This is a genomic window from Bradyrhizobium sp. ma5 (genome assembly GCF_042258955.1).
Taxonomy (GTDB): Bacteria; Pseudomonadota; Alphaproteobacteria; order Rhizobiales; family Xanthobacteraceae; genus Bradyrhizobium.
Map to the genome: position 1 here is coordinate 7,814,518 of NZ_CP170156.1, position 13,023 is coordinate 7,827,540.

At 64.8% G+C, this 13,023-nt stretch carries 11 protein-coding genes; 6 read left to right on the top strand and 5 right to left on the bottom strand.

The features are described 5' to 3' along the window. The first annotated feature begins 14 nt into the window (after positions 1 to 14). The 3 genes from ACE103_RS36840 to ACE103_RS36850 all read left to right on the top strand — a co-directional run bounded on the left by ACE103_RS36840 (position 15) and on the right by ACE103_RS36850 (position 3,694). Positions 15 to 1,379: an LLM class flavin-dependent oxidoreductase gene (locus tag ACE103_RS36840; protein WP_375777001.1), complete on the top strand. Its 1,365-nt coding sequence runs from the start codon at positions 15 to 17 to the stop codon at positions 1,377 to 1,379. 12 nt (positions 1,380 to 1,391) lie between these two features. Continuing rightward, positions 1,392 to 2,189: a fumarylacetoacetate hydrolase family protein gene (locus ACE103_RS36845; RefSeq protein ID WP_375777002.1), complete on the top strand. Its 798-nt coding sequence runs from the start codon at positions 1,392 to 1,394 to the stop codon at positions 2,187 to 2,189. 320 nt (positions 2,190 to 2,509) lie between these two features. After that, entirely contained in the window at positions 2,510 to 3,694 is a 1,185-nt protein-coding gene (locus ACE103_RS36850) for a serine hydrolase domain-containing protein (RefSeq protein ID WP_375777003.1), read from the top strand. A gap of 25 nt (positions 3,695 to 3,719) precedes the next feature. On the opposite strand, the gene ACE103_RS36855 is transcribed toward ACE103_RS36850, so the two are convergent. Beyond that, positions 3,720 to 4,640 (bottom strand): LysR family transcriptional regulator, encoded by a 921-nt coding sequence (locus ACE103_RS36855; protein ID WP_375777004.1) that lies wholly within the window; start codon positions 4,638 to 4,640, stop codon positions 3,720 to 3,722. A 186-nt stretch (positions 4,641 to 4,826) separates the two neighbouring features. On the opposite strand from ACE103_RS36855, the gene ACE103_RS36860 reads away from it, so the two are divergent. Together ACE103_RS36860 and ACE103_RS36865 are read left to right on the top strand one after the other, a co-directional pair. Continuing rightward, a complete protein-coding gene (locus ACE103_RS36860) occupies positions 4,827 to 5,180 on the top strand; it encodes a hypothetical protein (RefSeq protein ID WP_375777005.1) in 354 nt (117 codons plus the stop codon). A gap of 80 nt (positions 5,181 to 5,260) precedes the next feature. Then, positions 5,261 to 5,815: a hypothetical protein gene (locus ACE103_RS36865; RefSeq protein ID WP_375777006.1), complete on the top strand. Its 555-nt coding sequence runs from the start codon at positions 5,261 to 5,263 to the stop codon at positions 5,813 to 5,815. 86 nt (positions 5,816 to 5,901) lie between these two features. Here the strand turns inward: ACE103_RS36865 and ACE103_RS36870 are convergent, their stop codons facing one another. Then, positions 5,902 to 6,357, bottom strand: a complete 456-nt coding sequence (locus tag ACE103_RS36870; RefSeq protein WP_375777007.1) for an Lrp/AsnC family transcriptional regulator — start codon at positions 6,355 to 6,357, stop codon at positions 5,902 to 5,904. Between the two features lie 155 nt (positions 6,358 to 6,512). Here ACE103_RS36870 and ACE103_RS36875 point away from each other — a divergent pair, with 155 nt between their 5' ends. Next, positions 6,513 to 9,989: an indolepyruvate ferredoxin oxidoreductase family protein gene (locus ACE103_RS36875; protein WP_375777008.1), complete on the top strand. Its 3,477-nt coding sequence runs from the start codon at positions 6,513 to 6,515 to the stop codon at positions 9,987 to 9,989. On the opposite strand, the gene mctP is transcribed toward ACE103_RS36875, so the two are convergent. The 3 genes from mctP to ACE103_RS36890 all read right to left on the bottom strand — a co-directional run bounded on the left by mctP (position 9,960) and on the right by ACE103_RS36890 (position 12,767). Further along, positions 9,960 to 11,450: a monocarboxylate uptake permease MctP gene (gene mctP, locus ACE103_RS36880; RefSeq protein ID WP_375777009.1), complete on the bottom strand. Its 1,491-nt coding sequence runs from the start codon at positions 11,448 to 11,450 to the stop codon at positions 9,960 to 9,962. The genes ACE103_RS36875 and mctP overlap by 30 nt on opposite strands. A gap of 10 nt (positions 11,451 to 11,460) precedes the next feature. Continuing rightward, the gene (locus ACE103_RS36885) at positions 11,461 to 11,646 is read right to left on the bottom strand and encodes a DUF3311 domain-containing protein (protein WP_223967043.1); all 186 of its coding nucleotides are present in this window, start codon (positions 11,644 to 11,646) and stop codon (positions 11,461 to 11,463) included. 149 nt (positions 11,647 to 11,795) lie between these two features. Further along, entirely contained in the window at positions 11,796 to 12,767 is a 972-nt protein-coding gene (locus ACE103_RS36890) for a tripartite tricarboxylate transporter substrate binding protein (RefSeq protein ID WP_375777010.1), read from the bottom strand. Positions 12,768 to 13,023 lie beyond the last annotated feature (256 nt).

The following is a 13,023-nucleotide window of genomic DNA, read 5'->3' on the forward strand; positions in this document are numbered from 1 at the left end:
TACAGGAGAACGACATGACACGGCAAATGGCGCTGGTCGGCTTTTTGCAGGCGCAGAACTGCACCAATCTGCCGAGCTCCTGGCGTCACCCGGAGTCGCGCGACGATTCGATGTCGGCGGACTACTACCAAGAGATCGCGCGCATCCTGGAACGCGGCAAGTTCCACATGGCGTTCTTCGACGATCGCCTCGCTATGCCGGACCGCTACGGCAACGATCACGCCCACACCGTCGAATACGGTATCCGCTGCGTGAAGATGGACCCGATCGTGGTGCTGACCACGATGGGCATGGTCACCACCAGGCTCGGCCTCGCCTCGACCGCGTCCACCACCTATTTCGAACCGTTCGACGTCGCTCGCCGCTTCGCCACACTCGACCTGATGACAAACGGCCGTGCCGCCTGGAACGTGGTGACCTCGGTTAATGACGGCGAAGCGCTCAACATGGGCAAGGCGCAGCATCTCGACCACGATCCGCGCTACGACCGCGCCGACGAGTTCATGGAGGTGGTGCTCGGCCATTGGGACGCCTGGGAAGACGGCGCGCTGGTGATCGACAAGACAAGCGGCCGGTTCGCCGATCCGGCCAAGGTGAAGCGGCTCGATCACAAGGGCGCGTTCTTTACCTCGCGCGGTCCGTTCACGGTGCCGCGCTCGGCGCAGGGCCATCCCGTCGTGATCCAGGCCGGCGCCTCCGGCCGCGGCCAGCGCTTTGCCGGGCGCTGGGGCGAGGTGATCTTCACCGCGGCGCGCAACCTTGCCAATGCCAAGCAGGGCTATGACGCGATCCGGGGTGAAGCCGCCAAGGCCGGCCGCGATCCCGACCAGATGTTCCTCTGCAACCTGATCACGCCGGTCACCGGCGCGACCAAGGCAGAGGCCGAGGACCGCATGGCCGTGATCCAGAAGCTGCCGCTCGAGATCGATGCGCTGTCGCTGCTCGCCGAAGGCCTCAACTTCGACTTCGGCGCCAAACCGATCGACGAGCCGCTAACCACTGAGGAGTTACAAGGCATGCAAGGCATGCTCGGCATCCGCGACGGCGTGCTGCGCACCTCGGGCAAGACCAATCCCTCGACCCGCGACTTCATCACCTTCTCCGGCCGCGGCCAGGTGCAGGACGCGATGGTCGGCGGCCCGAAGGAAATCGCCGACCGGCTGGAGGAAATGTTCGAAGGCCGCGGCTGCGACGGCTTCGTCATCGCCGCGAGCTATGTGCCGGGCTCCTACGCCGACTTCGTCGATCACGTGGTGCCCGAGTTGCAGAAGCGCGGCCTGTTCCACAAGGACTACGCCGGCACGACGCTGCGGGAAAATCTCGGACTGAAGCGCCCGGCGGCGGGCGCCTGGAAGACCCGCGCGCAGGCCGCGGAATAGAAGGACATCATCATGCGCTGGCTAAAGTTCACCGCGGCGGGCACGACGGCAGGCACGACTTCCTGGGGCCTCGTCGAGGGCGACACCGTCATCACCGTGAACGGCGATCCGTTCGGTGAATGGAGCAAGACGGCAAAGACGTACGCGCGGAAGGACGTCAAGATCGAGCTGCCGCTGATCCCGCGCACCTTCTACTGCGTCGGGCTGAACTATCTGAAGCATCTCAAGGAGGCCGCCGACAAGGCCGGCACCGTGCCGAACGTTCCTGATCGTCCCGAGATCGGCTACCGCGCGCAGAACGCGCTCATTGCCCATGACGAGAACGTCGTGATCCCGGCGAGCGCAACCGAGAAGATCCATTACGAGGGCGAGCTCGTCGTCGTGATCGGCAAGACCGCCAAGCACCTCACCGCAGCCAATGCGCTGGACTGCGTGTTCGGCTACACGATCGGCAACGACGTCTCCGAGCGCAGCTGGCAAAAGGCCGACCGCGGGCTGTGGCGCGCCAAGAACGCCGACACCTTCAAGCCGATGGGCCCGTGGATCGAGACCGATGTCGATCTCGACCGCATGGAGACCGCGATCCGCGTCAACGGCAAGGAGACCGGCCGCTTCCGCACCAACGAGATGATCTTCGGCATCGTGCCCTTCCTCGTCGAGCTTTCGAAATACTTCACGCTATCGCCCGGCGACGTGATCTGGATGGGCACCGACGGCGCCTCGCCGGACCTCAAGGACGGCGACGTGGTGGAGATCGACATCACCGGCATCGGGACATTGCGGAACAGGTTCGTGAAGGAGAGGGTGTGAGGCGGGTGGTCTGAGCCTGCGCGCGCCTCATCCTCAGCGTCGTCCCGGCGAAGGCCGGGACCCATACTCCGCAGCGGAAGTTGGGAGCAGGGCTCGTCGTTCCAGCGTCCAGAAACAATGACCATTGGTGGTTATGGGTCCCGCCCTGCGCCGGGACGACAGCGAGTGTGTTGCGCGGGTCGTGAGTCACACATCCGCATTCTGGCGACATTGCCCGTCGGGCCATCGTGACATCATCACGCAGCCACTTTCGTAACGTGACAGAGACAAGAGAACCGCAATACCGTGCGGCTCGCTCGCACCCACCGGGCAAGGCAACCATGCCGCTTTCACGCCGAACGTTGCTTCTGGGCTCGCTGCTAGCAGCCGCAGGAATCGCCCGCAGGCCATCGCCGGCGCTTGCCGACCGACCCGCGGAGCTGCCGACATCGGAGCAACGCAAGCAGATGGCGGGCCTCGCCGCCGACTTCATGACGGAGTACGACGTCCCCGGTCTTTCCATCGCGGTTTCGATCAAGGGAAAGCCGGCTTATGTGGAGGCGTTCGGCGTTGCGGATCGGGAGAGCGGCGAAGCATTGACACCGCAGCACCGCTTCCGCATCGCGAGCATATCGAAGCCGGTGACCTCGACCGGGATCTTCACTCTCGTCGAAGCGGGCAAATTGCGGCTCGGCGATTACGTATTCGGCGCCAACTCCATTCTCGGTCAGGACTACCCGACGACGCCAACCTTGCAAGGCCTGATGCCGTCAGGCGCACCTCGCTCGCCTGTCGAGCAGATCACGATCGAGCATCTGCTGACCCACACCACGGGGGCCTGGGGAAACCAGTCCCGCGACCCGATGTTCATGAACCAGGACATGAAGCATCGCGAGCTGATCAGCTGGACGCTGGAGCACATGCCGCTCACCAATCCGCCGGGCCAGTCCTACGCCTATTCGAATTTCGGCTATTGCATCCTCGGGCGCGTGATCGAGAAGCTCAGCGGCCGGAGCTACGACCAGTACATCAAGGACGCGGTCCTGAAGCGATGCGGCATCACCGACATGCAGATTGCCGGCAATACGCTGCGCGAGCGGGCCAGCAACGAGGTCAAATATTACAGCCAGACCGGCGGCGATCCGTACCGGATGAACGTCGCCCGGATGGATTCGCACGGCGGCTGGATTGCGACGCCGAGCGATCTGACGACGCTGTTCGTCCATATCGACGGCTTCAAGGACACCGAACAGCTGCTCACCGACGACAGCCTCCGCATCATGAGCACGCCCAGCGCGGTCAACCCCCGCTATGCCAAGGGCCTGTTCATCACCGCCAACAACAATTGGTGGCACAGCGGCCTGCTGGACGGAACGACGACGATCTCGGTCCGGACCGATGGAGACTTCTGCTGGTCCGCGTTCACCAATACCAGGTCGCGCGACAGCATGACCCGCGCTCTCGATTTGCTGGTCTGGCACATGGTCAAGACGGTGCCGGACTGGCAGCCGCAGAAGCGCGCGTAGGCCTCGCCGTCATTCCGGACTGAGCTTAGCGCGCTGCCGCCGGTCTGCTCTTCACGTGATCGATGAAGGCGCGCAGCTTCGGCATGATCTGGCGATGGCCGGGATAGTAGAGAAACACGCCCGGCGTTGTCGTCGCGAACGGCTCCAGCACGCGCACGAGTTTTTTCTCCTTCATGGCGCCTGATATCAGCGGTGCGGGCACTTGCGCCAATCCGACGCCTTCGATGGCCGCGCCGACCAGCGTCGGGAAATCATGGCCGATGAAGGAGCCGGAGACGGCAAGCTCGATCGAACGGCCGTTGTCGTTCAGCGACCACGGCGCCAGCCCGCCATTCGATCGCCGCAGCCTGAGGCACGTATGTTCGCGCAGATCCTCCGGGCGCTTGGGCCGGCCGTGGCGCGCGAGATAATCCGGGCTGCCGACGACGGCGAACGGGAACGGTTTGGTCAGGCGCACCGCGATCATGTCCGGGTTGATGAACTGGCCCATCCTGATGCCGGCATCGAAACCGCCGGCCGCGAGGTCGACCAGCTCCTCGCTGGCGGCGAGCTCGACCTCGATCTCAGGATAGGCCTTGCAGAATGACGCGATCAGCGGCTCCAGCAGGATCGGCACCACCGAGCGCGGCACGGTGAGACGCAACAGTCCCGCCGGCTTCTGCCCGAGCTCGCGCGCGGCGCCGCTCGCGGCGACCAGCTCCTCGAACGCCGGCCTGGCGCGCGCCAGGAATCGTTCGCCCGCCTCGGTGAGGCCGACGCTTCGGGTGGTGCGGATGAACAGCACGGCGCCGAGCCGCGCCTCGAGCGCACGCACCGCCTGGCTGATCGCCGACGGCGTCACCGCGAGCTCGGTCGCCGCGCGACGAAAGCTGCGGTGCTGGGCGACGGCCAGGAACGCCTCGACGCCGTCGAGCGCGCCCTGCCTGACTGTGAAGCTCTGCTTCATGGCCCGTCAACATTATCGCGAATAGTCGCGCGCGGGAAGCCGCCCTACATCGGAGCCACTGGCAGCGCGACGCGCGCTGCTCCACGCGACATCACGACGGCAGTCGTGAACGGAGACCTGCGACCGATGAAAACAATCCGTCACACCCTCCTGGCCCTCACCCTCACTTCGACAGGCTTAACCTCCATGACCGCTCCCTCTCTTGCCCAAGCCCAAACACAAGCACAGCCCCCCTCCACCATCACCACCGGCGTGATGGTCATCCTGACCGTCAAGGTCGGCGTCACCCGCGAACAGGTGATGGCCGTCATGCCGGACGAGATCCGGCAGACCGTGCAGCTCTATCTCAACGGCAAGGTTCGCGAATGGTATTCGCGATCCGACGGCCGCGGCGTCGTCTTCCTGCTCGACGCCAAGGATACATCCGAGGCGCACGCGATCATGGAGGGGCTGCCGTTGTCCAAGCTCGACATCATGGACCACGACTACATCGCGGTCGGCCCGCTGCTGCCGCTGCGCCTGCTGCTCGCCAAGCCTTAAGCGTCAAACCCTGAGCGCCTCGCCGAGGCCGGATCCGATCGCCGGGTCCGGCCGGATCGACAGTCAGACAGGAGCCGACCGTGCCAGTCAGTCTCAACATTCCATTCCTGCTCAGCGTCGCCGGAGCATTTCTGACCAGTGCCGTGGTGGCCGCGACCTATGTCTGGCCGGCGCTCCGCACCTGGCCTCGCCATGAGGCGCTCCGGCTGCTTGCAGCGTTCCATGCCTTCCGATTTCTCGGCATGAACTTTATGGTCACAGGCTTCGTGTCGTCGGAGGTGAACCCGGTGTTTGCCAGCGCGGTCGGCTGGGGCGATCTGATCGCCGCAGCGCTCGCGCTGCTCGCGATGGCGGCACTGTCGTGGCGCTGGCCGGTGGCAATTCCGATCGTCTGGTTCTTCAACATCTGGGGCACGCTGGATCTCCTCAACGCCTACTTCATGGGCGCGACGAGGAACGCGGATCCCGGCCTGTTCGGCGCTGGCATCTATATCCCGGCGCTCTACGTGCCGCTGCTGCTGTCATGTCATGGTGTTCATGCTGCTGATGCGGCCCAAAGCGGCGGAAGCGTAGCGTCCTCCCTCGTCATTCCGGGGCTCGCGAAGCGAGAGCCCGGAATCCATCAAGCCGCATAGCTCGTGGAGGAATGGATTCCGGGCTCGTGCTGCGCACGCCCCGGAATGACGTGGGAGAGAGAGACGCGCGTGCCTCGAACGACAAACTAAAACGGCAGCGCCACGCCGGTCTTGATCTCCTTCAGGATTACGTTGGTGCGCACATGCCGAATGCCGGGGATGCGGAACATGAACTCGTCGAGGAATCGGTTGTAGGCGTCCATGTCGCGCACGACGACGCGCAGATGATAATCGGCGTCGCCTGTTGTCGCGAAGCACTCCAGCACCTCGCGGCGCTGCGTCACCCGCGCGACGAACTCGTCGACGAATTTCGTGTCGTGCCGCTCCAACGAGACGTGCAGGATCGCCGAGGTCGCAAAACCGGCGTGCTCGCGCGCAACCAGCGCCGAATAGCCCGAGATGACGCCGGACTCCTCCAGCGCGCGGACCCGCCGCCAGCACGCCGAGGTCGACATCCCGACGGTTTCCGCCAGCTGCTGGTTGGTGGCGCGGCCGTCCCTTTGCAGTTCGGCGAGGATTTTCTCGTCTAGCTCCTCGACCATTCAAAAACTCCGATTTGGTAGAATCTACCGTATATCGGTACACATTACAACATCCTACCATATTTTTGGCCTCAATCGAACAGATAGGTAAGACCTACCAACCCTTCGGGCGTAGCCTTGTCCGGTCAGACATTGCGATTCCCGGAGGGCTAGTCATGGGCCAGATGCCGCTGCTCGACGCCTACCAGCTGTCCGAGCGCTACAGCAGGGAACGCGGCCGCGTCTTCCTCACCGGCACGCAGGCGATCGTGCGCATTGCGCTTGATCAGATCAGGCGCGACCGTGCGAGCGGCCTCAACACCGCGGGCTTCATCTCGGGCTATCGCGGCTCGCCGCTCGGCGGCGTCGATCTCGAATTGTGGAAGATCGGCGAGCGGCTGAAGGAGAGCCGCATCGAATTCCTGCCCGCCGTGAACGAGGACCTCGCCGCCACCGCGGTGCTCGGCTCGCAGCAGGTCGAGACGCAACGGGATCGCGAAGTCGATGGCGTGTTCGGCCTGTGGTACGGCAAGGGCCCCGGCGTCGATCGCTCGGGCGATGCACTCAAGCACGGCAATGCCTATGGCTCCTCGCCGCATGGCGGCGTGCTTGTTATCGCCGGCGACGACCACGGCTGCGTGTCGTCCTCGATGCCGCACCAATCCGACGTCGCCTTCATGAGCTGGTTCATGCCGACGCTGCATCCGGCCGATGTCGGCGAATATCTCGCATTCGGCGAATATGGCTACGCGCTCAGTCGATTTTCCGGCATGTGGGTCGGCTTCAAGGCGATCTCGGAGATCGTGGAATCCGGCGCCTCGGTCGAGCTGCAGCCACCGCGGGTGTTCGTGCAGCCCGACTTCGAGCCGCCGCCCGGCGGCCTGCACTATCGCTGGCCGGATTTGCCGGGCCCGCAGATCGAGGAGCGGCTGGAGGCAAAGAAGCACGCAGTCTATGCTTTTGCAAAAGCCAATCCGATCGACCGCCGCATCTACGACATCAGGGATGCGACCTACGGCATCGTCACCACGGGCAAGGCGCATCTCGATCTGATGGAGGCGCTGCGGCTGGTCGGGCTCGACGAGGCCGCGTGCCGCCGCTTCGGCATCGACATCTACAAGGTCGGCATGGTGTGGCCGCTGGCGCTGCATGATGCGATGGAGTTCGTGAAAGGCAAGCGCGAGATACTGGTGGTCGAGGAGAAGCGCGGCATCATCGAGAGCCAGTTCAAGGAATATTTCTACGACTATCCCGGCTCCAAGCCGGAGCGGATGGTCGGCAAGCACGACGAAACCGGCGCGCGGCTGATCTCCTGGACCGGCGAATTGTCGCCGCTGATGCTCGCAGATGTGCTGGCACGGCGGCTCGATCCGATGTTTCCGGAATTGCAGCTCGCCCGCCGCGTCGCCGCGCTCAGGCCGGAGCAGGATCGCACGATCGCCGTCCCCGGCGCGACGCGGACGCCATATTTCTGCTCGGGCTGCCCGCACAACACCTCCACCAAGGTGCCCGAAGGATCCAAGGCGCTGGCCGGCATCGGCTGCCACTTCATGGCGAGCTGGATGGATCGCGAGACATCGTCGCTGATCCAGATGGGCGGCGAAGGCGTCAACTGGGCGGCCTCGTCGAAATTCACCGGCAACAGCCATGTGTTCCAGAATCTCGGCGAAGGCACCTACTATCACTCCGGCTCGATGGCGATCCGCCAGGCGATCGCAGCCAACGCCAACATCACCTACAAGATCCTGTTCAACGATGCCGTGGCGATGACCGGAGGCCAGCCGGTCGACGGCCCAGTCAGCGTGCAAGCGATCGCGCATTCTGTCCGCGCCGAAGGCGTCGCGCGGATCGCGCTGGTCTCGGATGAGCCCGCGCAGTTCTCGCCGGCCGATCTGCCCGTGGGCGTCACCATCCACCCGCGCGAGGAGATGGACGCCGTCCAGCGCGAGCTGCGCGGGATATCCGGCGTCACCGTGCTGATCTATCAGCAGACTTGCGCCACCGAGAAGCGGCGGCGGCGCAAGCGCGGCACGATCAAGGATCCCGCGCGTTTCGCCTACGTCAACGACCTCGTCTGCGAAGGCTGCGGCGACTGCTCGGTGGAATCCAACTGCCTCAGCGTCGAGCCGAAGGAGACGCCGTTCGGCCGCAAGCGCAAGATCAACCTCTCGACCTGCAACAAGGATTTTTCCTGCCTCAACGGCTTCTGCCCGAGTTTTGTGACGATCGAAGGCGGCAAACGGCGGGCGAAAGGCGCAAGCACGATTGATCCGCTGGCACGCGCCGCAGCACTTCCGGTGGCGGAGTTCGCGCCGCTCGATAAGCCCTACGACCTGCTGGTCACCGGCGTCGGCGGCACCGGCGTCATCACGGTCGGAGCGCTGATCGCGATGGCCGCGCATCTCGAGGGCCGCGGCGTCTCGGTGCTCGACTTCACCGGCTTCGCGCAGAAGTTCGGCCCCGTTCTGAGCTATCTGCGGCTCGCGGCTCTGCCCGAGGCGCTGCACCAGGTGCGGATCGACCAGGGCGCGGCGGACGCGCTGATCGGCTGCGACCTCGTGGTGAGCTCGTCGGCCAAGACGTCCGGCACCTACCGCAAGGGCATGCGCGCCGCGGTCAACCTCGCGGAGATGCCGACCGGCGACGTGGTGCGCTTTCGTGACGCCGACCTCGCCTCGCCGGTTCGCTTGCGCGCCATCGAGCGGGTGATCGGACCAGGCAACCTCACCGCAATCGACGCCAATGCATTGGCCGAGCGGCTGCTCGGCGACAGCGTCTACGCCAACATCATGATGCTCGGCTTCGCCTGGCAGCAGGGCCTGGTGCCGGTGTCGCTGGATGCACTGACGCGCGCGATCGAATTGAACGGCGTCACCATCGAGCGCAACAAGCAGGCGCTGGCCTGGGGCCGGATTGCGTTCGCCGATCCGGAGTTTTTGCCGAAGGGCGAGAACGCCGATCGCGACACGCCCGAGACGCTGGAGCAGATGATCGCGCGGCGCGCCGATTTTCTGCGGGATTATCAGGATGCGGCCTATGCCGCGCGCTATCGCGCCACGGTCGACCGCGTCCGTCACGCCGAAACCGCGCTCGGAAACGAGACGTTGACCGACGCCGTCGCCCGCTCACTGTTCAAGCTGATGGCGTACAAGGACGAATACGAGGTGGCGCGGCTGCATATGCAGAGCGGCTTCCTCGAGACCCTCAAGCGCGAATTCGATGGCGACTTCACGATGCAGTACCATCTCGCGCCGCCGCTGCTGCCGGCACGGCGCGATGCACGCGGCCGGCCCCGCAAGCGCGCATTCGGCCAGTGGATCCAGACGCCACTCCGCTTGCTGGCACGGCTCAAGGGATTGCGCGGCACACCGTTCGACATGTTCGGCTACACCGCGGAGCGTCGCGCCGAGCGCGAGCTGATCACCTGGTACGAGACGTTGATCGAGACCTTGCTCGGCAAACTCGATGCCGCACGGCTGCCCGATCTCACAGCGATCGCAAAAGCGCCGATGGAAATCCGAGGATACGGCCCGGTCAAGGACGCCGCGATCGAGAAGACCAAGGCGGAGGTGGCGCGGCTGACCGCGCTTCTCACCTCCGCCCCGTCAGATACGCACGACGGCTCAGGCCGCCGCGCCGCGCTTGGCGGGTGAGATCAAGCCGACCACGACGGTCGCAATCACGGCCACCACGATGTTGAGCAAGAGCGCGCCGAGGCCGACGTAGAAGCTGTAGGTGGCATCGCCGAGCGAGATGCTAGCGAGCGGCTTCAGCCCGTTGCTCCACGCCGTGTAGGTGCCCCAGCCGATGCCGGCTGCCCAGCCGAGCAGCAAGCCCTCGGCGCGGAACCAGAGGGTGAACAGGCCGAACACCAACGCCGGCAGCGTCTGCACGATCCAGAGGCCGCCGAGCAGTTGCAGGTCGAGCGCATATTGCGTCGGCAGGAACAGGATGAAGGCGAGCGCGCCGACCTTCACCACCAGCGAGGTGATCTTCGCCACCGACGCCTCACCGGCATGCGAGATGTCCGGATTGACGTAGGACTTCCAGACATTGCGGGTGAACAGATTGGCGGCGCCGATGCTCATCACCGCCGCCGGGACCAGCGCGCCGATCGCAATCGCCGAGAACGCAAAGCCCGCGAACCATTCCGGGAACAGCGTCTTGAACAGCATCGGCACCACGTCGTTCGGCGACGTCACCTTGATACCCGCGGCATAGGCCATGTAGCCGAGCAGCGCGATCAGGCCGAGCAGCAGGGTATAGGCCGGCAGCAGGATCGCATTCTTGCGGATCGTATCCGCCGACTTCGAGGCGAAGATGCCGGTCAGCGTGTGCGGATACATGAAGGCGGCGAGCGCCGAACCGAGCGCCAGCGTCGCGTAGGGCAGATACTGCCCGGGCTTCAGCGTCAGTCCGGTGGCGCCGCCCTTCGCCGTGAAGGCGTCGTTGGCCGCCGAGAACACCGCGCCATAGCCGCCGAGCTTCGAGGGCACCACGACCACGGCCGTCAGCACCACGATGTAGATCATGATGTCCTTGACGAAGGCGATCAGCGCCGGCGCACGCAGGCCGGAGCTATAGGTATACAGCGCAAGGATCACGAAGGCGGCGATGATCGGCAGCTCGCCGGTCAGGCCCATCGCCTTGATCACGACCTCCATGCCGATCAGCTGCAACGCGATATAGGGCATGGTCGCGACCAGGCCGGTCAGCGCCACCGCGAGCTCGAGGCTGCGCGAGCCATAGGCGCCGTGCACGACATCCGCAGCGGTGACGTAGCCGTTGGCATGCGCCTTTTTCCACAGCACCGGCATGACGGCGAATACGAAGGGATAGACGATGATGGTGTAGGGCAGCGCGAAGAAGCCGTAGGCGCCGACCGCATACACCAGCGCCGGCACCGCGATCACGGTGTAGGCGGTGTAGAAATCGCCGCCAACTAGGAACCAGGTGATCCAGGTGCCGAACTGGCGGCCGCCGAGACCCCATTCATCGAGATGCTCGTTGACCGGGCCGGATTTCCAGCGCGCCGCGAAGAAGCCCATCACGGTGACGAGGGCGAAGAAGAAGATGAAGACGGAGAGCGCCACCCAGGCGATATGATCGGTCATGGCTGTCCCCTCACCGCTGCTCGTCGGCGTCAGGCCGCCGGCTGCGATAGACCAGCCAGATCAGCAGCGAGGAGATCGGTACCCAGGCGAGCTGGTACCAGTAGAAGAAGGGAAAACCGAACAGCGACGGCTCGAGGAAATTATAGAACGGCACCCATAGCAAGCCGATAAACGGCAGCAGCAACAGAATCCACATGGCTCACTCCCCAGCCCGAGGGTTGATCCAAACCGGCGGTGTTGCCGGCGTCCCGTCATCAACGACCCCAGGAACCATTCGTTGCGTCTAGAATCACGGTTGCGGCATGGCGATGCAAAAAGATGTGATCGCCGTGCCGGGCAGGCAGCCTACTCGGCTTTGATGCCGGCGTCTCCGATCACCTTGCGCCAACGCGCCTCCTCAGCCGTGAAGTAGCGGTCGAGCTCGGCCGGGGGCTGTGCCACCATCACGAGGCCCTCATTGACGCTGAGCTTCCTGAAGGCCTCGGCCTGCACGGCCCTGGCCGCTGATTTGTTGAGGCGGTCGATGACCTCGGGCGGCGTGTTCGCAGGTGCGTAAAGGCCGTACCAGGATTCCGCTGAATAGCCCGGCACACCGGCTTCGGACACCGTCGGCAATTGCGGGAACGATGCCGAGCGCTCGACCGAGGTGACCCCGATCGCGCGCAGCTGACCGGCCTCGACCAGCGACGCACAGCTTGCCACCGTCGTGAACATCACCTGGATCTGGCCGCCCATCAGGTCCGTGATCGCAGGCGCCGCGCCCTTGTAGGGCACGGTGGTCAGATTGACAGCAGCCATATGCTTGAACAATTCGCCGGCCAGATGTGCCGAGGTGCCGGTGCCATAGGTCCCGTAGGACAGTTTTTCCGGATCGGCCTTCGCAGCCGCGATCAGGTCGGCGATCGACTTGATCGGCGAAGCAGGATTGACCACGACGACATTGAACGAGCGCGCGACCAGCGCCACCGGGACAAAATCCTTGTGGGCGTCGTAGGGCAGCTTGGCGTAGAGGCTCGAATTCACCGCGTTGGCGAAGGTCGCCATCAGCAGCGTGTAGCCGTCGGCCGGGCTGACCGCGACGCTTTGCGTGCCGATGATGGTGCCCGCCCCCGGCTTGTTCTCGATGATGACGGTGACGCCAAGATCCTTCTGCATCTCCTGCGCTAGCGTGCGCGCCACAACATCCGTGCCGCCGCCCGGCGCGAACGGCACCACGATTTTCACGATGTGGTCGGGATAGCCTGCGCGCGCCGGAGCCTGCAGCAGCACATTTGCTGCGATCGCAAACAGGATGGAGGTGAGGACGCGAAGTGGCATGGCAGGCCTCGGGCGGGTAGATGAGCTGTTCCTCTCATACACGCGAACGCCATGCGTGGAGTGCCGGGCGGTCATGACAAGTGGCAGAATCGCTACGCGCTGCCGGTCCCGTCATCCTGAGGTGCGAGCGGAGCGAGCCTCGAAGGATGGACGGCCAGCAGCCGGGCCGATTCATCCTTCGAGGCTCGCAAGAGCTCGCACCTCAGGATGACGGGAATAGAATTGGCAGCGCGGCGTTAGCAACGCGCAAGCGTGC

Bases quoted from the DNA above. Each gene is read 5' to 3' on its own strand.
- ACE103_RS36840 (WP_375777001.1), top strand. From the start codon at position 15: ATGACACGGCAAATGGCGCTGGTCGGCTTTTTGCAGGCGCAGAACTGC.
- ACE103_RS36845 (WP_375777002.1), top strand. From the start codon at position 1,392: ATGCGCTGGCTAAAGTTCACCGCGGCGGGCACGACGGCAGGCACGACT.
- ACE103_RS36850 (WP_375777003.1), top strand. From the start codon at position 2,510: ATGCCGCTTTCACGCCGAACGTTGCTTCTGGGCTCGCTGCTAGCAGCC.
- ACE103_RS36855 (WP_375777004.1), bottom strand. From the start codon at position 4,640: ATGAAGCAGAGCTTCACAGTCAGGCAGGGCGCGCTCGACGGCGTCGAG.
- ACE103_RS36860 (WP_375777005.1), top strand. From the start codon at position 4,827: ATGACCGCTCCCTCTCTTGCCCAAGCCCAAACACAAGCACAGCCCCCC.
- ACE103_RS36870 (WP_375777007.1), bottom strand. From the start codon at position 6,357: ATGGTCGAGGAGCTAGACGAGAAAATCCTCGCCGAACTGCAAAGGGAC.
- ACE103_RS36875 (WP_375777008.1), top strand. From the start codon at position 6,513: ATGGGCCAGATGCCGCTGCTCGACGCCTACCAGCTGTCCGAGCGCTAC.
- mctP (WP_375777009.1), bottom strand. From the start codon at position 11,450: ATGACCGATCATATCGCCTGGGTGGCGCTCTCCGTCTTCATCTTCTTC.
- ACE103_RS36885 (WP_223967043.1), bottom strand. From the start codon at position 11,646: ATGTGGATTCTGTTGCTGCTGCCGTTTATCGGCTTGCTATGGGTGCCG.
- ACE103_RS36890 (WP_375777010.1), bottom strand. From the start codon at position 12,767: ATGCCACTTCGCGTCCTCACCTCCATCCTGTTTGCGATCGCAGCAAAT.